This is a genomic window from Paenibacillus naphthalenovorans, from assembly GCF_001465255.1.
Classification (GTDB): domain Bacteria; phylum Bacillota; class Bacilli; order Paenibacillales; family NBRC-103111; genus Paenibacillus_G; species Paenibacillus_G naphthalenovorans.
This window is the reverse complement of record NZ_CP013652.1, coordinates 4515295-4537371: the sequence shown is the minus strand read 5'-3', so window position 1 is coordinate 4537371 and position 22077 is coordinate 4515295. Positions and strand designations below refer to the sequence as shown.

General features: G+C 51.1%; 22 protein-coding genes. All 22 read right to left on the bottom strand.

Annotation, left to right across the window (positions count from 1 at the left end):
• Window positions 1-309: 309 nt before the first annotated feature.
• The 22 genes from lysS to IJ22_RS22160 all read right to left on the bottom strand — a co-directional run bounded on the left by lysS (window position 310) and on the right by IJ22_RS22160 (window position 21940).
• Window positions 310-1806 (bottom strand): lysine--tRNA ligase, encoded by a 1497-nt coding sequence (gene lysS / locus IJ22_RS22265; protein WP_062411112.1) that lies wholly within the window; start codon window positions 1804-1806, stop codon window positions 310-312.
• Window positions 1807-1892: 86 nt separating this feature from the next.
• Complete coding sequence (gene greA / locus IJ22_RS22260; RefSeq protein ID WP_054819645.1) at window positions 1893-2369, bottom strand: transcription elongation factor GreA; 477 nt, start codon at window positions 2367-2369, stop codon at window positions 1893-1895.
• Window positions 2370-2569: 200 nt separating this feature from the next.
• Window positions 2570-3562 carry a tRNA dihydrouridine synthase DusB gene (dusB, locus tag IJ22_RS22255; RefSeq protein WP_054819646.1) on the bottom strand — a complete coding sequence of 331 codons (993 nt, stop codon included), beginning with the start codon at window positions 3560-3562 and terminating at the stop codon, window positions 2570-2572.
• A gap of 41 nt (window positions 3563-3603) precedes the next feature.
• Window positions 3604-3813 carry a helix-turn-helix domain-containing protein gene (locus IJ22_RS22250; RefSeq protein WP_062410356.1) on the bottom strand — a complete coding sequence of 70 codons (210 nt, stop codon included), beginning with the start codon at window positions 3811-3813 and terminating at the stop codon, window positions 3604-3606.
• Window positions 3795-4319 (bottom strand): 2-amino-4-hydroxy-6-hydroxymethyldihydropteridine diphosphokinase, encoded by a 525-nt coding sequence (folK, locus tag IJ22_RS22245; protein WP_062410355.1) that lies wholly within the window; start codon window positions 4317-4319, stop codon window positions 3795-3797. The genes IJ22_RS22250 and folK overlap by 19 nt, the downstream gene beginning before the upstream one ends.
• Window positions 4316-4690, bottom strand: a complete 375-nt coding sequence (gene folB, locus IJ22_RS22240) for a dihydroneopterin aldolase (protein WP_054819648.1) — start codon at window positions 4688-4690, stop codon at window positions 4316-4318. The genes folK and folB overlap by 4 nt, the downstream gene beginning before the upstream one ends.
• A gap of 40 nt (window positions 4691-4730) precedes the next feature.
• A complete protein-coding gene (gene folP, locus IJ22_RS22235) occupies window positions 4731-5495 on the bottom strand; it encodes a dihydropteroate synthase (protein WP_235594373.1) in 765 nt (254 codons plus the stop codon).
• A 34-nt stretch (window positions 5496-5529) separates the two neighbouring features.
• Entirely contained in the window at window positions 5530-6417 is an 888-nt protein-coding gene (pabC, locus tag IJ22_RS22230) for an aminodeoxychorismate lyase (RefSeq protein ID WP_062410353.1), read from the bottom strand.
• Window positions 6414-6995 (bottom strand): aminodeoxychorismate/anthranilate synthase component II, encoded by a 582-nt coding sequence (pabA, locus tag IJ22_RS22225; RefSeq protein ID WP_062410352.1) that lies wholly within the window; start codon window positions 6993-6995, stop codon window positions 6414-6416. Before pabA ends, pabC begins: the two co-directional genes overlap by 4 nt.
• Window positions 6992-8554, bottom strand: a complete 1563-nt coding sequence (locus IJ22_RS22220; RefSeq protein WP_062410351.1) for an anthranilate synthase component I family protein — start codon at window positions 8552-8554, stop codon at window positions 6992-6994. Before IJ22_RS22220 ends, pabA begins: the two co-directional genes overlap by 4 nt.
• 112 nt (window positions 8555-8666) lie before the next feature.
• Window positions 8667-9605 carry a cysteine synthase A gene (gene cysK, locus IJ22_RS22215; RefSeq protein ID WP_062410350.1) on the bottom strand — a complete coding sequence of 313 codons (939 nt, stop codon included), beginning with the start codon at window positions 9603-9605 and terminating at the stop codon, window positions 8667-8669.
• A 116-nt stretch (window positions 9606-9721) separates the two neighbouring features.
• Window positions 9722-10660, bottom strand: a complete 939-nt coding sequence (locus tag IJ22_RS22210; RefSeq protein ID WP_054819652.1) for a peptidyl-prolyl cis-trans isomerase — start codon at window positions 10658-10660, stop codon at window positions 9722-9724.
• A 70-nt stretch (window positions 10661-10730) separates the two neighbouring features.
• Window positions 10731-11603 carry an Hsp33 family molecular chaperone HslO gene (hslO, locus tag IJ22_RS22205; RefSeq protein ID WP_062410349.1) on the bottom strand — a complete coding sequence of 291 codons (873 nt, stop codon included), beginning with the start codon at window positions 11601-11603 and terminating at the stop codon, window positions 10731-10733.
• A gap of 51 nt (window positions 11604-11654) precedes the next feature.
• Window positions 11655-12422 carry a type III pantothenate kinase gene (locus IJ22_RS22200; protein WP_062410348.1) on the bottom strand — a complete coding sequence of 256 codons (768 nt, stop codon included), beginning with the start codon at window positions 12420-12422 and terminating at the stop codon, window positions 11655-11657.
• The gene (gene nadC / locus IJ22_RS22195; RefSeq protein ID WP_062411111.1) at window positions 12419-13297 is read right to left on the bottom strand and encodes a carboxylating nicotinate-nucleotide diphosphorylase; all 879 of its coding nucleotides are present in this window, start codon (window positions 13295-13297) and stop codon (window positions 12419-12421) included. Before nadC ends, IJ22_RS22200 begins: the two co-directional genes overlap by 4 nt.
• On the bottom strand, window positions 13290-14903 hold the full coding sequence (nadB, locus tag IJ22_RS22190) for an L-aspartate oxidase (RefSeq protein WP_062410347.1): 1614 nt from the start codon (window positions 14901-14903) through the stop codon (window positions 13290-13292). The genes nadC and nadB overlap by 8 nt, the downstream gene beginning before the upstream one ends.
• Window positions 14904-14945: 42 nt before the next feature.
• Complete coding sequence (nadA, locus tag IJ22_RS22185; protein WP_062410346.1) at window positions 14946-15884, bottom strand: quinolinate synthase NadA; 939 nt, start codon at window positions 15882-15884, stop codon at window positions 14946-14948.
• Between the two features lie 287 nt (window positions 15885-16171).
• Complete coding sequence (gene ftsH, locus IJ22_RS22180) at window positions 16172-18148, bottom strand: ATP-dependent zinc metalloprotease FtsH (protein ID WP_062410345.1); 1977 nt, start codon at window positions 18146-18148, stop codon at window positions 16172-16174.
• 72 nt (window positions 18149-18220) lie between these two features.
• Complete coding sequence (gene hpt, locus IJ22_RS22175) at window positions 18221-18760, bottom strand: hypoxanthine phosphoribosyltransferase (RefSeq protein ID WP_054819654.1); 540 nt, start codon at window positions 18758-18760, stop codon at window positions 18221-18223.
• Window positions 18761-18778: 18 nt separating this feature from the next.
• Window positions 18779-20203, bottom strand: a complete 1425-nt coding sequence (tilS, locus tag IJ22_RS22170; RefSeq protein ID WP_062410344.1) for a tRNA lysidine(34) synthetase TilS — start codon at window positions 20201-20203, stop codon at window positions 18779-18781.
• 68 nt (window positions 20204-20271) lie between these two features.
• Complete coding sequence (locus IJ22_RS22165; protein WP_054819657.1) at window positions 20272-21180, bottom strand: serine/threonine protein kinase; 909 nt, start codon at window positions 21178-21180, stop codon at window positions 20272-20274.
• Window positions 21164-21940 (bottom strand): vWA domain-containing protein, encoded by a 777-nt coding sequence (locus tag IJ22_RS22160; RefSeq protein ID WP_062410343.1) that lies wholly within the window; start codon window positions 21938-21940, stop codon window positions 21164-21166. Before IJ22_RS22160 ends, IJ22_RS22165 begins: the two co-directional genes overlap by 17 nt.
• Between the last annotated feature and the right edge of the window lie 137 nt (window positions 21941-22077).

The window sequence follows — 22077 nt, the reverse complement described above, 5'->3', positions numbered from 1 at the left end:
TTCGATTCTCTATCTTTACACTCACTCGTTGTTCAGTTTTCAAAGGGCAATTTTATGCGCCGTTTTTCGACTCTGTTTTTTCAACCTCGTCGAAAGCGACTTGATTAATATATCATATCCGCCTAGCTGAATGCAAGCATTATTTTTTCGCTGCATCCATTTCGCGGTTGTCTCTATCATCTTCAACAACACGCGCCATAGAAGCGGCAAGAGATAATATAACAAATTGTTCAAACCGATGCAACTGGTAGATTTGCCCGCATAAAAATACCTCCGCAGTACACTGCGGAGGTAACCTCTGAGTTCCTTTTATTCGCCTTGACGCTCCCGCATCAGCGGGAACAGCAGTACGTCGCGGATGGATGGCGCATCGGTCAGCAGCATGACCAATCGGTCGATGCCGATGCCTAACCCGCCTGTAGGCGGCATACCGTATTCCAGCGCACGAATAAAATCCTCGTCCATCTCGTGCGCTTCGTCATTACCTTGCTCCCGTTCCGCCAGCTGGGCTTCAAAGCGCTCGCGCTGATCGATCGGATCGTTGAGCTCGGTGAATGCGTTGGCGTGCTCACGGGCAACAATAAACAGCTCGAAACGGTCAGTAAACCGCGGATCCTGATCATTCTTTTTCGCCAGCGGAGAAATCGCCACAGGATGGCCCGTAACAAATGTAGGCTGGATTAAGGTCTGTTCTACGAATGTCTCGAAGAACTGATTTACGATATGGCCGTAGGTCATCATTGGCTCTACCGGCACCTTATGCTCCTTTGCGAGCCTATGGGCTTCCTCATCACTTATATCGGCGCTGAAATCAACGCCTACGACTTCTTTAATCGCCTCTACCATAGAGACTCGTCTCCAAGGAGGAGATAAATCAATTTCCTGGCCTTGGTACGTGATCTTGGTTGTGCCCAATACTTCCTGAGCGATATGCGCAATCATTTCCTCGGTCAGCTTCATGATGTCTTTATAATCCGCATAAGCCTCATACAGCTCGATCATCGTAAATTCCGGGTTGTGCCTTGTAGAAATCCCTTCGTTACGATATACGCGTCCGATTTCATACACCTTCTCCATGCCGCCTACAATCAGCCGCTTCAAATGAAGCTCAATCGCAATTCGCATGTAAAGCTGCATGTCCAGCGCATTATGGTGCGTAATGAAAGGGCGCGCGGCCGCACCGCCGGCAATGGCGTGCAATGTCGGCGTTTCCACTTCCAAATAGCCGCGTGAATCCAAATAACGGCGCATCGATTGAATGATTTTGGACCGTGTAATAAAGGTTTGCTGAACGTCCTGATTCATAATCAGATCGACGTAACGCTGGCGGTAACGGAGCTCGACATCCTTCAAACCGTGGTATTTTTCCGGGAGGGGCAGGAGCGACTTGGAGAGTATCTCCACCGATTTGGCTTTAACAGACAGTTCTCCGGTCTTGGTCTTAAATACCGTCCCCCGGATCCCGATCAAATCACCGATATCCAGCAGATTGTAGGCACGATATTTCGTTTCGCCTACCGCATCGGCACGGACATAAATTTGAATTTTACCCGTAATGTCCTGAAGATGCGCAAAGCCCGCTTTGCCCATTTCCCGCTTCTGCATGATCCGTCCGGCAATGCTCACTTCGGCGGACAGCGCTTCAAGCTCTTCTTGCGTCTTGTCCTCATAAGCTTTGAAGATGTCACCCGCATGATGAGTTCTTTCGAATTTTTGACCAAATGGGTCGATTCCCATGCCGCGCAGCTCGTCCAATTTATTACGGCGGATTTTCAGCAGCTCGTTCAATTCCAATTCCACAGTCATGTTTCCAGCTCCTTGATTCTTGAAATAAACGGAAATACTCATTCGATAGGAAAAAAAGCCTCCCAAGGAAGCTTTTCTATCCCAAATTACTTCTTAATGTCTACGATTTCATATTGGATGACGCCAGCAGGTACGTTTACGTCAACGATAGCCCCTTTGCGTTTGCCAAGAATGGCTTTGCCCACAGGGCTTTCATTGGATATTTTATTCTGGAAGGGATCGGATTCCGCCGTACCTACAATGGAATATTCCACAATGTCTCCGAATTCGAGGTCCTTCAGAATGACGATGGACCCGACGTTCACCGCATCGGTATCGACTTCATCATTGTTAATGATTCGCGCGTTGCGCAGCATTTTCTCCAAAGTAATGATCCGGCCTTCTACAAACGCCTGTTCATTCTTGGCATCCTCGTATTCGGAGTTCTCGCTGATATCCCCATAACCGATTGCTATTTTAATCCGTTCTGCCACCTCGCGGCGCTTAACGGATTTCAGATGCTCCAGCTCTTCTTCGAGCTTCTTCAAACCTTCCTGCGTGAGAATGACTTCCTTTTCGGCCATTGTTATTTATCTCCCGTCGTGTGAAAGATTTTCATATTTCGAGCTCCATCGAGTATGAATTCACTTATAATTACTAAATGAACGCAGCTGCTACTCACGTCCTTGGCCTGCCGCCATTTACTATTGACTGATTATATTTCAACCCCAATCAAATGTCAATGTAAACCAAGCATCCCGTTATCGTCCATTTTCACTTTTGTTTAGTGGGTAATTGCCGTCCGATCCTCAAGCGATTCAGCATAATCCTCCAAAAGCCGGACCATCTCATCCCGCTTCGTCTGCTCCATAATGGCATCTTTGATTCGTGCTCCGCCATGAAGTCCTTTTAGGTACCATGCCAAATGTTTACGCATTTCTTTGACCGCCACCGCTTCGCCCTTTAAAGCAATCAACCGATCCAAATGCAGGACGGCAATGCGGATTTTTTCCTGCGGGCTAGGTTCATCAGGAAGCTCCCCGCGGGTAAGATACTGGATGGTGCGGTACAGCATCCATGGGTTGCCCAAAGCCGCCCGTCCGATCATCACGCCGTCCACACCGGTATGATCCAGCATTCGCTTGGCATCTTCCGGGGTAAAAATATCTCCGTTGCCGATGACTGGAATCGATACGGCCTCTTTCACCTCTTTAATGATATCCCAGTTGGCGTGACCCGTATACATTTGTACCCGGGTTCTCCCGTGTACGGACACCGCAGCACCCCCGCCGTTCTCCACGGCCTTGGCATTCTGTACGGCATAGATATGATCGTCATCCCAACCAATCCGCATTTTTACCGTGAGCGGTTTACTTACCGCCTTCGATACGGTAGAAACCATTTGCTCGATTTTACCGGGATCCAGCAACCATCGCGCCCCCGCGTCACATTTTGTGATTTTGGGGACAGGACAGCCCATGTTGATATCTATAATATCGGCGTTTGTGTTCTGATCGACAAATTTTGCCGCCTCCAGCAGCGTTTCCGTATCTCCACCAAAAATTTGCAAACTGAGCGGTTTTTCGCGCTCATCGACGTACAGCATTTCCATGGTGCGGTGATTGCCGTGCAGAATCGCCTTATCGCTCACCATTTCGGCACATACAAGGCCGGTACCGAACTCTTTGGCGATCAAGCGAAAGGCCGGATTACACACCCCTGCCATAGGGGCCAATACCACGTTGTTCGGTGCAGTAACATTACCTATGGTTAGCATGAGTCTGTCTCCTTTCCAATTGGATTAAGAATAATATGTTTTTAGCCCGTCGGGGAAGACAACTCTTCCGGATCGATACCGAGCGCTTCGGATATTTTGCGAATCATTTTTGGATCGGCTTTGCGGGTTCCACGCTCGATCGAACCGAGTACGGCAATTGATACTTCGAGCTTCTGCGCCAATTCGTTCTGCGTATACCCCTTTAATTTACGAAAAGCGCGGATGCGCTGAGCTAATGCATTTTTTTCCACAATCTGACGCCTTCCTTTCCTTCCATCCGATCAAGCCGCCTGGTCCATTGTTCCGCCCGTACCGGGTCCCGAAGCGACATCACTTCAACGAGCGGCACAAGCACAAAGGCACGTTCCATCATGCGCGGATGCGGCAAAATTAAATCGGGACAGTCTTGAGAACGATCTCCGAACAGCAGCAAATCCAAATCGATCGTTCGGGGCCCCCATCGGATATCCCGCTTGCGGTGCAGCTGCAGCTCGATGTCCAACATGCGTTCAAACAACGGTTGGGGCTCCAGCGTCGTGCTAATCTCTACTACCTGATTTAAAAAAAGGGCCTGATCCACATACCCGACCGGATCGGTCTCATATAATCCCGATTCACCGGTTACTTGTACTCCTGGGGTGTCCTGCAAGAGCCGCACGGCTTCCCGCAAAAACCTCTCCCTGTCTCCCATGTTGGAGCCCAAACCGATATAGGCGTATACGGAAGACCCACATGTGCCTGTGTTGTGTGAATTCATTGAATAGGAGCCCGCTTTCTGTGAATTTCAACCGTTACACCGTCAAAAACAATGGCAAAAGGCGGGTGGGGCTTCACCACGCGAACGGTAATTTCATTTATACTAGTATAAGTTTGCAAAAGTTCAGATGCAATATCTTCGGCTAAAGCCTCAATCAGCTTGAATGTCTTCTGCTCGACAATTTGTTTAATGAATTCGTATATTTCAGCATAGTTCACCGTATCTTCAAGCTGATCGGAACGACCGGCCTTATCGAGCGGAAAGTAAAGCTCCGTATCTACATAGAAGCGTTGGCCCAGCTTGTTTTCTTCGGGAAAAACGCCGTGGTGCCCGAAAAAGGACATTCCTTTTAATATCAATCTGTCCTTCATTACCTCTTGCCTCCTCTTATCCGGAGAAGTTCTTTGTTTCTTAACGCTGGCGCAGGATCGCGTCGGTCATCAACGCTACCCGTTTCATGGCCTGTACATCGTGAACCCGCATGATGCGGCATCCCTGGGCAATGCCCAGCGCAACCGTTGCCGCCGTACCTTCGACCACATCGCCCGGAGGAAGATTCAGCGTATGGCGGATCATGCTTTTGCGGGATGTGCCGAGCAGTACCGGATAGCCCAGAGCTACGATCCGGTCCAAATAGTTCATCAGCTGCAAATTTTGTTCATATGATTTGGCAAAACCGATACCCGGATCAAGAATAATTTGATCCTCGCGGATTCCTGCGGCTTGTGCCCTCTCAACCGTTAGACGCAAGTCATCTATGACATCTTGGATAAAGTTAGCATATACCGCTTCGGTGCGATTATGCATTAGAATGATCGGACATCCGTATTCAACGGCAACTTCAGCCATCGCGGCATCCTTTTGCAAACCCCAAATATCGTTGATGATGTTAGCCCCCGCTTCCAAAGCCCGTCTGGCTGTTTCCGCCTTGTACGTATCGATGGAAATCGGTGCGGTAATGCCCGCTTGCCTGATCGCTTTAATCACCGGTATCACCCGGCGCAGCTCCTCTTCCAGAGGTACGGGATCAAACCCGGGCCGCGTGGACTCACCGCCGATATCGAGGATGTCTGCGCCTTCCTGAAGCATGTGCTCTGCGCGATCCACCGCTGCGGACGGATCGATGTAGCGCCCGCCGTCCGAGAATGAATCCGGGGTGACGTTCAATATTCCCATAATCCATGTGCGGTCATTCTGATCACGTTCGTTTTTAAACACGGTCATTCCTCCTTGCCGCCGCTTTCCTGTAGACTTGAAGCAGCTGCTGTGTTATCGGCCCGGCTGTTCCCAGGCCCACACGATGAGCCGCGCCGGTTTCGTCGAACAATGTCGTGACGGGAACAAGCTCTTGTACGGAATTGGTCACGAACACCTCATCGGCTTCAAGCAGATCAGCCCAATCGTACAGGCCTTCCGATACGTCTATTCCTTCACGTTGGGCTGCAGCCATGACAAATCGCCTGGTAATCCCCGGCAGCAGTCCGGTTTCCACCGCAGGTGTATACAGCCCCCCATGCCGTACGAAAAATATATTGCTCACGATGCCCTCGCACAGGCGGCCTCGCGTGTCCAGAAATAATCCCTCCGCCCCGGCCGCCCAAGGATATCGTTTCATTTCTTTTTTGGCCAACACGTTATTCATATAATGCAGCGATTTTAGCCTGACCACACCTTCCGGCGTATTGCGCCGCAGCCGGAGCAGCTGCAACGCTTTCCCCTCATGATAAACAGCCGGATCCACAGGAGGCAGAGGCTTTACATAAAGTACTTCTTCCGGCTTTTCGTAGGTCCCTGAGGGCAAACCGAGCGCTCCCATCCCGGCCGTTACCGTCAAACGAAAATAAGCATCGGGAAGCTGATTCACTTCCAGAAGTCTGGAAATCCTTCGGCTCCACGCTTCCAAATCCGGTTCATAGTCTATATCAAGCTCCCTGCAGCCTGAAGCCAGACGCTCCAAGTGCCATTCCAGTAAAAAGGGATGGCCTCCGTATGTTCGAAACGTCTCGAACAAACCCAGGCCGTAAAGAAAGCCGTGGTCGTATACGGAGACCACAGCCTGGCTTTCTTCTATGCATTCGCCGTTTACATCGATAATCACGCCTGGCCCACTGCCGTTTCTTTCAAAAAGTTCCGAAGCATTTGGTGCCCGTGGTCTGTAATAATCGATTCCGGATGAAATTGCACCCCTTCAATCGGGTATTCTTTATGGCGGAGCCCCATAATCTCGCCTTCCGCCGTGTGTGCACTGATTTCCAGGCAGTCCGGCAGTGTTTCCTTCTTGACGATCAGCGAATGATAACGCGTCGCGGTAAAAGGAGAGGGAAGGCCCTTGAATACCCCTTTGCCGTCATGGTAGATGGCCGACGTTTTACCGTGCATCAGCCGCTGTGCACGAATCACCTCTCCGCCGAACACTTGTCCGATCGATTGATGGCCGAGGCAGACGCCGAGTATCGGAATTTTCCCTTTGAAATGCTCGATCAGACTAAGACTGATCCCCGCTTCATTCGGTGTGCAGGGTCCCGGGGAAATGAGAATATGGTCCGGCTTCAGCGCCTCTATACCTGCAAGATCGATCTCGTCGTTGCGGCGCACCTCTACCTTTTCTCCCAGCTCGCCTAAGTATTGAACCAGATTGTACGTAAACGAATCATAATTATCGATAACTAATATCATGGTTTCGCCCTCCCTTGGTATATTGGTTTCCGTTCGCTGTATTGAATCGCCTTCCACATGGCTTTCGCTTTATTGATGGATTCCGTGTACTCTTTTTCCGGGACGGAGTCGATCACAATCCCTGCTCCGGCCTGTACGTAGCCGATGCCTCCGGCAGCAACCAACGTTCGGATGACGATATTAAATTCCATATCCCCGTTGTAGTCAATCCAGCCGATCGAACCAGTATAGGGCCCTCTCCTCACAGGTTCAAGCTCTTCTATAATTTCCATCGTCCGGATTTTCGGTGCGCCTGTAATCGTGCCGCCCGGGAAGGTTGCGGCAATAACGTCAAAGGCGTCCCGCCCCTCCGCCAACCGTCCCTCTACTTGAGACACGATGTGCATGACATGAGAGTAATATTCGATGACCATAAAATCTTTAACCCGTACGGTACCGAAAGCGGATATTCGCCCAACGTCGTTGCGCTCCAAGTCGACCAGCATAATATGCTCCGCCCGTTCCTTCTCATTGTGGATCAGCTCATCCGCCAGCCGCCGGTCTTCTTCAGCGGTAGCTCCCCTTGGACGGGTTCCTGCGATGGGACGGGTACGAACCGTTCCCCTGTCCAGCTGTACAAGAAGCTCCGGAGAGCCGGAAACGAGATGAAAATCGCCGAAACGAAGCATGCCCATATAAGGAGAAGGATTCACAAGCCGGAGCCATTCGTAAATCTCCTCCGGCGCCGCTTCCAGCTTCTTGTGTTGGCGCACCGACAAATTGACCTGAAAGACGTCTCCCGCACCGATATAATCGCGAATGCGGCGGACGGCACAGATATAATCTTCTTTGGGAAAATCCGCCGTAAGCCCGGGAATGGCCTCAACGTCTACCTGAAGATCGTCCTCTTCCATTGTACGCCTCCGCTCGTCAAGCCTCTCCAGCGCCTCCGGATTTGAATTTAAGGATATAATTCGGTCCCATACGCGTTTCATATGCTCCGCCGCTTGCTCCGCCTCAAGATAGCGGCGGAGAAGCCATTCGGCCTCTCCCCTGTGCTCAGCGGGACAGTAGGTGTTCACCGAGCAGTACAGCATCTGCTCCTCATGATCGATGATCCACAGCTCGTCTACCCGCATAAAGGCGTAATCGGGTATAGGCAAATCGGCTTTGGCACGCGCCGGCAGCCGTTCAATCGTGCGAACAACATCATATCCCCAGAAGCCGAGACAGCCGCCTACCCACTTGGGGGCGCCTTCGACGACAGGCGAGTGAAAGGGCGCCATCCATCGCTTCACGAGCTCCAGTGGAGAACCGTACCATCGCGATTCGCTGCCATCCTCCCCGATCACCGTCGCGGCTCCCTCCGTTCCACGGATGGAAGAAGCCGGCTTTAGGCCGAAAAAGCTGTAACGGCCCCCTTTGCCGCTCTCCAGCACAAAGGATTCCGGCCCCGCCTGTTCCCAGGCCTCCGCCCAAGACAAGGGCCGCGTTTCATCCAAAGGAAAGCTCCTGATATAAGGAAGCACGGAGTGGCTGCGTGCCCATTGCTGCCACTGCTCATATGAAGTCAAAATCATTGCCATCCGGCCCCCTTTCCATCGTCTCAATAAGATATTGGGATTAGTATACTTGAAAAGCCAAATAAAAAAAAGCCCGCTCAGCCAAGCCGAGCAGGCGTATGATGCCCTTTTAGTCTTCGAATTGATACAGCGGTGTAGACAGATAGCGCTCGCCGTTACTTGGAATAACCGCTACAACACGCTTGCCCGCGCCAAGCTCCTTCGCCACTTTCAGTGCGGCGAAAATCGCTGCCCCGGAGGAGATACCACCCAGAATGCCTTCTTCTTTGGCCACACGGCGGGACGTTTCGAACGCTTCTTCGTTCTCAACCGTAATCACTCCGTCGTACACTTCCGTATTCAGGATATCAGGCACGAATCCGGCCCCGATACCTTGAATCTTGTGCGGACCCGGCTTGCCTCCGGACAATACAGGAGATGCCGCAGGCTCAACGGCATAAATCTTAATGTTCGGGAAGTTTTCCTTCAGAACGCTGCCGGCGCCTGTAATCGTTCCTCCCGTTCCGATCCCTGCGATAAAGGCATCCAGCTTACCGTCGTGGGATTTGATCGCTTCCACGATTTCCGGACCCGTTGTTTCGCGGTGGATTTTGACGTTCGCTTGATTCTTAAATTGCTGTGGCATAAAGTAGCCAGGGTTCTCGGCAACAATCTCTTCCGCGCGCTTAATCGCACCCTTCATGCCTTCTGCTCCAGGTGTCAGTACCAGTTGAGCGCCGTAAGCCCGGAGCAGGTTGCGTCTTTCAATAGACATGGTTTCAGGCATAACCAGAATCGCTTTGTACCCTTTGGCCGCAGCAACCATCGCCAAACCGATCCCCGTGTTGCCGCTGGTCGGCTCCACAATGGTATCCCCCGGCTTAATGAGCCCCTCTTGCTCTGCTACATTGATCATGCTAATGGCAATCCGGTCCTTTACACTTGCACCCGGGTTTTGAAATTCGAGCTTAACGTAAATTTCCGCGCTTCCTTCCGGTACGACGCGGTTCAATTTCACAAGCGGCGTATCCCCGATTAATTCAGTTACATTTTGTACTAGTTTGGCCATTCCGTTCTCCTCCTCAAGTTCGCATCAAATATCCGAGTATTTTGCTAGGTATTATGTCTTTATCTTATCAACCCTTAAGGAGGTTGTCAATACACATTTTTTGAGGATTCGATCTTTTAAAATGACTCGCGAATCGTCACATTCCACTTCTTCCGTAGGTTCTCCAGCGTTTCCTTTAAAGGCGGAGCTTCGCGTAAAGCAAGCTCCTTGCGCACTTGTTCGCGCAGAACTTCCGGGCTGCCCTTTGACTGCTCCTTTCGATCCGCCACACGAACAATCACATACCGCCCATCGGCCTCCACCGGTTTGCTGACTTCTCCCGGTTTTAGCGAAATGGCCGCTTTCATTACAGCCGGATGGATGAACGGATCGTCATCATCAAGCCACCCTAAATCTCCTCCGCTATCCCGCGTAGCATCGTCAAGCGAACGCTCTCTGGCCACTTGGGCAAAGCTCTGGCCCTTGGCCAAGTCGTCCAGCGCTCTTTGCGCCTGTTCCCGATTCGCGGATACAATATGCTGCAGCTTAAGCTGTACACGCGGCTTAAACTCTTCTTGATGAGCAAGCATGTAAGCTTCTACTTCTTGATCCGTAATGACGATGCCTTGAATCGTAATTTTGTCACCCAGCAATTTATTGTATACATCCTTCTTTAAAGCCTCGGGGGTAAATCCCAACTGCTCTTTCATCAATTCGTAAAACTGGCTTTCACTGTCATAGCCCTGCTGCATTCGTTCCAGTTCCTGCTGAATCTCGCTTTCGCTCACCACAATCCCCTGCGTCTCAGCTTCGGCACGTATAACTTCCTGATCTATCATTTGGTTCAGCTGCTGATTTCCATACTTTTGGATCAGCTGCTCCTCTACTTCTCCGATGGTGATGTTCTTGGTTCCGACTGTGGCGACAATGCGTGTCTCTCCGCCATTCTGAGATTGGTCCGGATGTTTGTCTGAATCGGGTGGTTGTAAGGTTTGGGCCATCAGTACGGAGGAGAGGATAACAACAGCGGTCAGCAAAACAACGATCAATCCCCATAATACCTTAACGTTTCGCATATCCTATCCCCTCGTATTGTCGCTCTCTATATAGTCGGACAGAGCGCCTCCGCCCGATCGTTCTCCTGGCTTACAAGGCCTGAATCAGGACTTTCAAATCATCTTCGCCGAAATGATACTTTTCATTGCAAAAATGGCACACCACTTCCGCCTGCCCATCCTCTTCCAGTATTTGCTCTATCTCATAGCGCCCCATACTGATCAGGGTCTGCTTTACACGTTCACGCGAGCATTTGCACTGGAATCGGACATCATCACTGCGTTCAAGCACTTTGGCCCCGGGAAGCAAGGTTTCCAGAATGGATTCCAATGAATCTCCCCGGTCCAGCAGCTTAGTAATGGGGGGAAGAGCGCCAAGCTCTTTCTCGATTTGATCGATTTCCTCGTCTTTAAGCCCTGGAAGCAGTTGGATGATGAAGCCGCCTGCCGTTTTTACGGTATAGTCGACATCCACCAGCACCCCTAAAGCGACAGCCGACGGGGTCTGTTCCGATTTAACAAAATAATAGGTGAAATCTTCAGCCAATTCCCCGGAAACGATCGGTACGCTTCCGCGGTAAGGCTCTTTCAAGCCAAGATCTTTGGTTATATACAAAAAACCATCGGTACCGACGGCCCCGGCCACATCAAGCTTGCCGATGGAATTCAGCGGCAAATCAACACCCGGATTGTCTACATACCCGCGCACTTCACCTTTGGCATTCGCATCCGCGACGATCTGGCCGATGGGGCCGCCGCCTTTTACTTGCACCGTCAGCTTTTCTTCACCTTTCAGCATCACACCCATCATGAGAGCTGCCGTTGCCGTGCGCCCCAATGCTGCTGTAGCGGTAGGCGTTGTAAGATGCCTCCGCCGGAGCTCTTCTACAATCCCGGTCGTTTTCACGGCAAACGCCCGTACTTTTCCTTCATACGCCGTTGCCCTGATCAAATAATCCTGCATAATGCCGCTCCTTCTCTATCTACCAAATATGGCTTTGTTACACATAAAAATTTACCCGACATTTCGTTCATAAATGATTTGCAGCCCCTGCAGTGTAAGCAAAGGGTCCACCAGCTCAATGGTACGGGATTCGCTTGAAATTAACTCCGCCAAGCCGCCGGTCGCAACAACCTTCGGCTCTGAACCGAATTCCTGCCTGATCCGGTCCACGATGCCATCCACCTGACCTGCAAAGCCGTAAATAATGCCCGCCTGCATGGAAGCAACGGTGTTTCTTCCTACCACGCTTTTGGGTTTGGTCAGCTCAATGCGGGGCAACTTGGCCGCTCGCTGATACAGGGCTTCGGTCGAAATTCCAATCCCTGGCGCAACGGCGCCTCCGACATATTGTCCGCCTTCATCAATATAATCAAACGTGGTGGCCGTTCCAAAATCGACCACAATACAGGGGGAACCATACAGCTCGATGGCTGCCACGGCATTCACAATCCGGTCCGCTCCCACCTCTTTTGGATTCTCATAGCGGATATTCAGACCGGTCTTGATCCCCGGCCCTACGACCAGAGGCGTTTTCTTTAAATATTTTAAACATAATTGCTCCAGCACAAACATAAGCGGCGGTACGACCGAAGAAATGATAATCCCTTCTACCTGCTCCAGGCGAATATCCGCATGGCGGAACAGATTCACCATCATCATTCCGTATTCGTCCGTGGTGGCCGACCGATTCGTGCTGAGCCGCCAGTGATGCAGCAGCTGCCTGCCCTCGTAAATACCGACTACGATATTCGTGTTGCCTACGTCCACCACCAGAATCATGCACGATCCTCCTTCTTCCCCTTCTGTTCATTCAAATCCAGGCTGATATCCAGTGACTGGACAGAGTAAGTCAGCCTGCCCACGGAAATCACATCGACCCCGGTCTCAGCGATCTCACGCACATTGTCCAACGATACATTTCCTGACGCTTCTACAATGATATGCGGAGCCCGTTGTTTAATGAACAGCACCGCTTCCCTCATTTGTTCCAGCCCCATATTATCCAACATGATGATATCCGGCTCCGCGCCTAACGCTTCGTTCAGCTGCACGAAATTCTCCACTTCGACTTCAATCTTCATCGTGTGGGGAATGCGGGCCCGGGCGGATTGAATCGCCTTCGCGATGCCTCCGGCACCCTTGATATGATTGTCCTTGATCATCACCGCGTCGTATAAACCGAACCGGTGGTTATGCCCTCCGCCAACGCGAACCGCATATTTCTCCAGCATGCGGTGGCCCGGAGTCGTTTTGCGCGTATCGACCAGCCGCGAGGGACGCCCTTCCAGCCGTTCGACAAACTGGTTTGTTCGGGTGGCAATACCCGACATGCGCTGCAGCAAATTGAGCGCTAGCCGTTCCCCCAGCAGAATGCTGCGGGTACTTCCGCTAACCTCCGCAATGACGGTTCCTTTGGAGACGGCGTCCCCATCGCTCGCTTTAGCCTCAAACCGAAGCTGAGGATCAACCAGAGCAAAAACCGCCTTCGCGACGGGAAGGCCTGCCACAATACCGTTATCCTTCACATGAATGATCCCTTTGGACATTGAATCGGAAGGGATGGTGGTCATCGTCGTGACATCGCCCATGCCGATGTCTTCTTCCAGCCATCGCTTAAGACTTTCATTCAGAACGGTTTGATTCAACTCAAACATCATCGCTTCTCCCTTCCTTGATTCCGTTCACGCGGTTGAACACGGTATGCTTGCGCCATACCAGGTCGTCCCTTTCAGGGAAATCTTCTCTGTAGTGTCCCCCGCGGCTTTCCTCCCTAATCAATGCAGCCTGGGTTGTGAGCAGCCCGCATATGAGGAGATTGGCAAACTCGTACTCCTCCCGCTTGGACAGGCAGCTGTCCAAAAAGGACAGGTGACGCCTAAGCTCTTCGTAACCCTTGGCCAATCCTTTCGCATGCCGCTTTAGACCTGCATAGCGAAGCATCAGCTTCTGAAGCTTCAGCTTCTTCTCCACCACCGGCTGAATCGCGTTATCTTTTAAGGGCCGCTGCTCCCGGACGGGCGGTACCGTTTCTAAAGGAGACAGCTGATCAATCCGTTCTACGATCCGCCGCCCGAAAACAATCGCCTCGGACAAGGAGTTGCTGGCAAGCCGATTGCCACCGTGAACACCGGTTGAGGATACCTCCCCGCATGCGAACAACCGCTTCACGGTGGTTTCTCCGTATAAGTCCGTCGCTACTCCGCCCATCATGTAATGGGCCGCCGGCGCAACCGGAATCCAGTCCGATGACAAGTCTAACCCGTAATTCAGACAGAAATCATAGATGGTCGGAAAACGGTTCTTCACGGTTTCATGTGATTCGTGGGTAAAGTCGATGTAAACGAATGTGGACTTCGTCTCCTCCATCTCACTGACAATGGCACGTGCGACAATGTCCCGCGGAGCCAGCTCCAATTGGGGATGGTACCGCTCCATAAAACGCTCTCCTTTGATGTTGCGAAGTACCGCGCCTTCTCCCCTTACGGCCTCCGAGATCAAAAACCTCGGCGCCCCCGGGTAACATAATGCCGTCGGATGGAATTGTATAAATTCTACGTCGCGTATGTCCGCTCCTGCACGATAAGCGATGGCAATGCCATCGCCTGTGGCAATCTCGGGGTTCGTCGTGTAACGAAACAGCTGTCCGGCCCCGCCGGTGCAAAGAATCGTCGCATTGGCGCCCACGAACACCTTTTGTCCGTCCGGCCTTTGCACCAACGCACCGTAACACGTTCCTTCATCGGTGATCAAATCGATAACAAAATGATCATCCCAGATCTCAATGTTCTTCTCCTGCTTCGTTTTCTCCGAAAGGGCTCGTACGATCTCAGCGCCGGTTGCGTCGCCCTGAGCGTGCAGAATACGCCGTTGGCTGTGCGCCCCTTCCTTAGTTAAGGCAAAACGGCCGTCCTCCATATCGAATTCGGTACCCATACGGATCAAATCCGTAACGCCTGCAGGACCTTCATGAACCAGCACATCCACCGCGGCCGAAGAACACAGCCCCGCTCCGGCAATGAGCGTATCCTGCCGGTGATAGGCAGGAGAATCCTCATCCGATATAACCGCCGCGATTCCCCCTTGAGCATACCGGGTATTGCTGTCCAGCAGCGATTTTTTCGTCACCATCAATACCTTATGCTTTTCCGATGCTTTCAGAGCGGTAAAAAGACCGGCGATTCCTGCGCCGATCACGATGACATCCGTATAAACATGAGGAAGCTTCTCCAAATCAAAATTAACCAAGTACCGCGGTATCATTGATTCCCAACCCCACCCGTCCAAGAAGAGAAGTAGCGCATGCTACTTGACCTGCAACATGCGCTCCAAGGATGCTCTGGCCTGATCGGCCACGTGTTGTGGCACATAAATTTGGGGGCTGTTCGTCTCCAAACATTTGACCACCTTTTTCAAATTGTTGACTTTCATATTAGGACAAACCAAATACTTCGTGGCAAAATGGAATTTCTTGTTCGGACTGTCCATTCGCAGCTGGTAACCGGTTCCATCCTCTGTGCCGACGATAAATTCCTGGCAGTCGGATTCTTTGCAGTATTTAATGATCGCCGTTGTGCTGCCGACAAAATCGCCAAGCTTTACGACCTCCGGACGGCATTCCGGATGAACCACAAATTGAGCATTCGGATACTGCGCTTTCATTTCCTCTACATCTTTGACGGTCAACATGTCATGTGTGTTGCAATATCCTTCCCAAATAATCATTTTTTTGTCCGTAAATTTGGAAACGTAATCCCCCAGATTTTTATCCGGAACCCAGATGATTTCATCGGAATCGACCGAATTGATCACCTTGATCGCATTCGCCGACGTACAGCAAATATCCGTCTCCGCTTTAACCTCGGCCGATGTGTTGATATACGCAACGACCTTGGCATTCGGATGCTTTTTCTTCAACTCCCGAAGGCCATTCACATTGACCATGTCCGCCATCGGACAGCCGGCCCTTTCATCGGGAATGAGCACTGTTTTGTTCGGAGCCAGAATCTTTGCGCTCTCTCCCATAAAATGCACGCCGCAAAATACAATAACGTCGGCATCGGTAGATGCGGCCTTCTGCGCCAATAAGAAAGAATCGCCCCGAAAATCAGCCACTTCCTGGATTTCATCCCGTTGATAATAATGAGCAAGAATAATGGCATTACGCTCTTTTTTCAACTGGGCGATTCGTTCCTTCAGCTCTTGCTGCTGCTCCTTTTTTCGCTCCAATGCTAATGCTTCCATGAGGTACCATCCTTTTCTCAGCCCCTGCAGCCGGTATGAAAAATTCATTCATTGACTAGAGCAGTCTGGTGAAAATGTTCACAAAGCTTATAAAGATTTACACCTAATTTACACAACTGATAAAGCTATGTCAATGTTTAAATCACCTGAAAAACCCGGAAAAAATCCACAATTCCGGAACCCCTGTTCATCCGTACCCGGTCATAAGTCCAGTTTCGCAAAAAGCCGTCATGGACCCTGTAAAATACAAAAACCGGTGCTGTTTCCAGCACCGGTTTAGCGTATGGTTATTTATCTTTATCTGGGTCTTTGGAATATATTTTATCCAAATCCGATTGACTTTCTTTGCTTTCCTGCGAGGGCTGACTTTGGATGTTCACTTTCACTTCCTCGGATTTGGCTTCAGAGGAGCCGTCTTTCTCCAAAGGCGGCAGCGAACCTTTTTCGATCAGCTCTTTAATTTGATCCTTCTCAAGGGTTTCCCTCTCGATCAAGGTTTCCGCTACAAGACGAACCTGGTCTTTATATTGGGTAAGAATTTCTTTGGCCCGTTCATAGCAAGCGCGGGTCATCGCTTGCATCTCCTGGTCAATTTCATAAGCAATCGCATCGCTATAGTTTTGCTCGTGCCCAAAATCGCGGCCCAGGAAGACCTGACCCTGCGATGTGCCGAACTGCATCGGACCAAGCTTGTCGCTCATCCCGAATTCCGTAATCATGCGGCGAATAATGCCGGTAGCTCGTTGGAAGTCGCTATAAGCGCCGGTTCCGATTTCTCCGATGAACAGCTCCTCGGATACCCGGCCTGCCAGAAGTCCGGTGACTTTATCGAGCAGCTCGGACTTCGTCTGCATCATTTTGTCTTCGCCTTCCTTCGGCAGCATCATCACGTAACCGCCTGCGCGGCCGCGCGGAATGATCGTGACCTTATGCACCACATCGGCATTCTCCACATGAAGACCTACAATGGTGTGGCCCGCCTCGTGGTAAGCGACCATTCTCTTCTCCCGCTCGCTGATCAGCCGGCTTTTCTTCTGCGTCCCGACGATGACACGGTCGAAAGCCTCCTCGATCTCAGACATCGAGATATCCTTCCGGTTGCGGCGGGCTGCGATCAACGCTGCCTCATTAAGCAGATTCTCAAGATCCGCACCGGTAAATCCGGTCGTATAGCGGGACAGTTGATCCAGCTTCACGTCCTTATTCAGCGGTTTGTTGCGGGCGTGTACCTTCAGGACGGCTTCACGGCCTTTCAAATCCGGACGATCTACTGTAATCTGGCGGTCGAAACGACCCGGACGGAGAAGGGCCGGATCGAGAATATCCGGACGGTTTGTCGCAGCGATAATAATAATCCCTTCGTTTGCGCCAAAACCGTCCATCTCAACCAACAGCTGATTGAGCGTCTGCTCGCGTTCGTCATGCCCACCGCCCAAACCGGCTCCGCGCTGGCGACCCACGGCATCGATCTCATCTATAAAAATAATACAAGGGGCGTTCTTTTTTGCATTCTCGAACAAATCGCGCACGCGGGATGCACCGACACCGACGAACATTTCGACGAAATCGGAACCGCTGATGCTAAAGAACGGCACACCGGCTTCACCGGCCACAGCTCTGGCAAGCAGCGTCTTCCCTGTACCCGGAGGCCCGTTCAACAGAACCCCTTTCGGAATGCGGGCACCCACTGCCGCAAATTTGCGGGGATCCTTCAGAAATTCCACCACTTCTACCAATTCTTGCTTCTCTTCATCGGCTCCGGCGACGTCCTCGAAAGTGACGCGTTTTTTCTCTTCATTATAAAGCCTTGCTTTGCTCTTGCCGAAGTTCATCACCTTACCGCCGCCACCTTGGGCTTGATTCAGCAAGAAGAAGAACAGAATGAAGATGATCACGAACGGGATGATGGAGGTGAGGAAACTGATCCAAACATTGTCCCCTTCCATTCTCTCGATGTAAACGTTCCCCGGGGGAATGTCGCTGGATTCAATCAAACGGAAGATTTGTGGGTCATACGGCGCACGGGATTCGAAATTTTTATTATTCGACGATGGCGCATTTTTATATGTCCCCCGAACTAAATACGTTTGAGCATCGTACTTGACGATGATCGATTCGACATTCTTTTCCGTTAAGGTCTGTCGGAGTTGATCGTAGCTGATGATGTCTTGTTGCTCATTCTGAGTGCTGATAAAATGAACGATTCCGACGGTAACCAAAAAAATGAGCAGATAAAAGCCTGTATTGCGAATAATGCGATTCATTCCCTACCTCCTCTCAGGCAAACGGCAACTTTGTATATTGTACCACAGCAAGTCTTGGCTTCTCAAGAAATGCTAATGGGAGTACACTTCCGGCTTCAATATGCCTACATACGGCAGATTCCGGTACTTCTCGCCGTAGTCCAGACCATAGCCCACCACGAACGCATCCGGAATAACATAACCTTTATAGTCTGCATCCAAATCCACCGTTCTACGCGCAGGCTTATCAAATAAAGCGGCGACCGTGATCGATTTCGCATTGCGTCTTTCCAACACATCGATCAGATAGCTTAACGTCAACCCGCTGTCGATAATATCCTCAACAATGATTACGTGACGGCCTTCTACAGAGATGTCGAGATCCTTGATGATTTTGACTACACCCGACGATTTGGTAGAGGCTCCGTAGCTGGACACCGCCATGAAATCGATTTCGAGCGGTATCGTTATCTGTTTTACCAAGTCAGCCATGAAAATGAAAGCACCCTTGAGCACGCAGATGACGAGAGGGTTGCGCCCTTCGAAATCGCGGCTGATCAATTCGCCCATTTCCTTCACTTTGTCTTGAATTTGCTGCTCAGAGTATAGTACTTCCTGGACGTCGTTTTGCAAAAGAGATCCTCCTACTTCTTAAGTAAAATCAATATCAAGCTTCATACATACCACGTGTTTCGTTTCTTTGCCGGCCAACGCATGCCCTGACCGCCGAACTCCGGGCAGCCATAGAATGCGCCCTTTGGCATCCGTTACAATCGGGATCTTCTCCCTCAAGCTCAACGGGAGCTTGCCGTCAATGAACAAATCCTTTACCTTTTTCGATCCATTTAGTCCCAGAGGACGCATACGATCTCCGGGACGACGGCTTCGAAAAATGACAGGGAAGGCCAGTTCATCCACATCGAAGCAAGCCGAATACATATCTCTTGTCTGCGGCTTTTCCGTCGTCCCTATAAGCCATCGAAACTCCGCCCGAACCCCCGTCTCGGGGATCAGCAGCTCCGGCTGGTTCTTCTTGATCTCGTAGACATAAGGTAAAGGTGATAACACCATCGTATGTACAGCGATTTGATCATATTCCCTGCTGAGCGTAATGTTTTGTCCGATGACTCGCCTGAAATTCGTCGGCTGCTTACTAAGCGCGGCTATCCGCATCTGCTCGATTTTCAGGAAATCGATGGATTCCGGATCGGAAGCAAGATAACTTAATATTAGTTTAATCAAACGCCTTTGTAAAGCAACATGTACCCCGCTAAACCACTCCGCACTCCAGAACCAGGCATCGTTCTTCCGGCTTACATGAGCCTTGTAGAGCCTGAGCGTTTCCGCCTCCAGGTAATCGTCCTCTCCGGCCATCATTTCAGCCAGTCGGTTTAAAGCGGAAGGAAGCTGGTCATTGTAGCGGGAAAGAAAAGGCAGCACATCCAATCGTATTTGATTGCGAAAATATTTGGTCTGCAGATTGCTGCTGTCTGTGCAGTAAGGTAAGCCCTGCGCGGAACAGTAATGCAGCAGCTCTGATTTGTATATACGCAGTAAGGGACGAATAAGTTCCACATCATTTTTTTCTTTGCGCCTGATAGGGATACCGGCCAAGCCGGATGGCCCTGTTCCCCGCAGCATACGCATCATAACGGTTTCCGCCTGATCGTCCGCATGGTGCGCAAGCGCGATGCGCCGAGCCTGATAGCGTGCAGCCGTATCCAGCAAGAAAGCATAGCGTTTTTCCCTGGCGGCCGCTTGTGTATTCAGCCCTGTTTCTTCTATATAACGCGGCATATCGATATAGGTGGAAGCCAAAGGAAGGCCAAGGCGCTGTGCCAGTTCACTCACGAGCTCCGCTTCCCGATCGGATTCCAACCCCCGAAAGCCATGGTTTACATGGGCTACGACGAGCCTCCATCCGTATCGATCGGACAACGCAAACAAAAGATGAAGCAGCGCTACGGAATCGGGCCCTCCCGATACCGCTACGACAACCCCATCTCCCGGTTCAATCAGCGTTTCGTCTCGTATGTACCGCTCTATCTTAGCGGATAATGATTGTGCCGTCTCCATCCCTATGTCCCTCTCATTTCCCCAATAGCCCGTTTCTTCTTGTTATCCCGCTCTCTTATGTATTGCCCCTATGGCCAAACCAAATACAACGTTGCGCCGAATACAATTAATGAGGCGGCAAAGCACAGCTTAATCCAATCCCCATTTACCGGCTTTTTATGGACGGTTCCATTTCCCAGACTGCGGGCCCGCCAATCGGCCAGCATCTGCTTTGAGCTGTCGTACCGTCCCGTAAGCGCTTTGCGGAGCAAGGGGGCTGCCTGCGCCAATGGGGGACACCCCTGCAAAAGCTCAATCAGCCATTCTACGTTCCGGGTTTGCGGCAGGATGGATGTCACGCTTTGAAACCTCTCCCGGTCGGTCACTTGGAGGAGCAGCACTGCAAAAGAAAATAAATCATATCCTTCATCCGCCGTTCGCGATCCGTTGTTCCAAAACCCCCGGTCATACACTTCCGTAAACTGTTTAACCGACCGGCCTTTGGCCGTCACCCCTCCGAAGTCGATCAGTTCCACTTCTCCGTACCCGGTAATGATCATGTTCTCCGCCTTCAGATCTCCGAAGACAAAGCCGCTTGAGTGAAGCTCCGATAACTTGCGCAGCAAATTCAAGCCAATCAGAGGAATCCAATCGGTTCCATATTGTTTAATAAACTCTGTAAGAGACTTTCCTTTGATATAACGCATCACACAGAAAGGATAATCCATACCCTCCTGTGAAAAATCATCCGCTTCCACGAGCATATCCTGAAAGGAAGTCGATGATTTCGTTAACGCCTTGAGCGCATTCACTTCCGATTGATGATCCGCCGGATCAAAGCCTATTTTGAGCGCGTAAAGCCGCTTGCGCCGGCTCACGAGAAACACCTTTCCGTTCGCCCCCTCGCCAAGCAGCCGCTCGACCCGGTACTGGTTTTTGTTCCACTTGCCCTGAATCCAGGCTCCCACAGGTACTGCGGGTTCAAACAACGTAGTCACGGAGTATCCCTTCCTCGTTTGTTATCACAGTTCCGCTCGTTATAGAGAGGCTCCCGGCTGTATAACCCGCGTTCTCTTTGTTATCATCGGCATTCCGGTTCATAGATTGAACCACTTTCAGCAGTGCGGGACCTGTGGGTGTCGTTCCCTTCATGTTTAATTTATAAAACAACCGGTTCAGATTTGCAAGCTCGTTGGTCCAATCCAAATCCATGACAATCTCTTGGTCCCCCGATACGTTCCCCGGAAAATGGAAAACGGCAATCCGGCTTTGGCCGATTCGGGACTGCAAGCTAAGCTGGAGATCCGCTATGGCTTCTTTTACGGCCTGAAGCTTGGGCTTCATGCTGGCGCTCGCATCGATCAACAGCGCGACCTGCAGGCTCGTCGTCTCCGTTAAATCGTCGATGACCCGGACGACCTCGGAGCGCTGTTCCGGCGGCAGCGCTTCAAGCCTGGAATGTCCCAGGATGCTGCGAAGCTCTTGTCCTACGACCTGCTGAATCGTTTGCGCAACTGTCTTGCGCGTCATCATTTGCACCGTCGGGGACAGCTGTGAAGGCTGAACCATGCGGCTCATCCCGCCACCCGCCTTGGCAATTTCCGCGATTTCCGCCGCAGCCGAATCGTCTGTATCGCCGGCATGCAGCACGCCAACCACATGAACAATAATCCCTTCCGCCTTGGCATGGGCCGCCGCTACAACCGGACTGATTCCAACATTCGAACAACCGTCTGTGATGAGAATAATCTGCTTCATCTTTCTGTCCTCCTTCTACTCTATTACATATCTTTACCAGTAGGGAGGATTCTAAACTTGGTTTCCGACAAAAAGGAACATCCCTGTTCATTGGCACAGCAATCCGCCATACCTAAAGAACGGATGTCCCTTAGAAA

Coding starts and splice junctions, on each gene's coding strand:
- greA (WP_054819645.1), bottom strand. CDS start 2,369: ATGGCCGAAAAGGAAGTCATTCTCACGCAGGAAGGTTTGAAGAAGCTC.
- dusB (WP_054819646.1), bottom strand. CDS start 3,562: ATGCTAACCATAGGTAATGTTACTGCACCGAACAACGTGGTATTGGCC.
- cysK (WP_062410350.1), bottom strand. CDS start 9,605: ATGGCCAAACTAGTACAAAATGTAACTGAATTAATCGGGGATACGCCG.
- hslO (WP_062410349.1), bottom strand. CDS start 11,603: ATGCAGGATTATTTGATCAGGGCAACGGCGTATGAAGGAAAAGTACGG.
- pabA (WP_062410352.1), bottom strand. CDS start 6,995: ATGATATTAGTTATCGATAATTATGATTCGTTTACGTACAATCTGGTT.
- tilS (WP_062410344.1), bottom strand. CDS start 20,203: ATGGAGACGGCACAATCATTATCCGCTAAGATAGAGCGGTACATACGA.
- folB (WP_054819648.1), bottom strand. CDS start 4,690: ATGAAGGACAGATTGATATTAAAAGGAATGTCCTTTTTCGGGCACCAC.
- nadB (WP_062410347.1), bottom strand. CDS start 14,903: ATGATACCGCGGTACTTGGTTAATTTTGATTTGGAGAAGCTTCCTCAT.
- IJ22_RS22200 (WP_062410348.1), bottom strand. CDS start 12,422: ATGATTCTGGTGGTGGACGTAGGCAACACGAATATCGTAGTCGGTATT.
- folK (WP_062410355.1), bottom strand. CDS start 4,319: ATGAATTCACACAACACAGGCACATGTGGGTCTTCCGTATACGCCTAT.
- lysS (WP_062411112.1), bottom strand. CDS start 1,806: ATGACTGTGGAATTGGAATTGAACGAGCTGCTGAAAATCCGCCGTAAT.
- IJ22_RS22160 (WP_062410343.1), bottom strand. CDS start 21,940: ATGAAGCAGATTATTCTCATCACAGACGGTTGTTCGAATGTTGGAATC.
- IJ22_RS22210 (WP_054819652.1), bottom strand. CDS start 10,660: ATGCGAAACGTTAAGGTATTATGGGGATTGATCGTTGTTTTGCTGACC.
- nadC (WP_062411111.1), bottom strand. CDS start 13,297: ATGTTTGAGTTGAATCAAACCGTTCTGAATGAAAGTCTTAAGCGATGG.
- ftsH (WP_062410345.1), bottom strand. CDS start 18,148: ATGAATCGCATTATTCGCAATACAGGCTTTTATCTGCTCATTTTTTTG.
- folP (WP_235594373.1), bottom strand. CDS start 5,495: ATGGGAATATTGAACGTCACCCCGGATTCATTCTCGGACGGCGGGCGC.
- nadA (WP_062410346.1), bottom strand. CDS start 15,884: ATGGAAGCATTAGCATTGGAGCGAAAAAAGGAGCAGCAGCAAGAGCTG.
- IJ22_RS22220 (WP_062410351.1), bottom strand. CDS start 8,554: ATGATTTTGACTTCATATGAGCAGTGGCAGCAATGGGCACGCAGCCAC.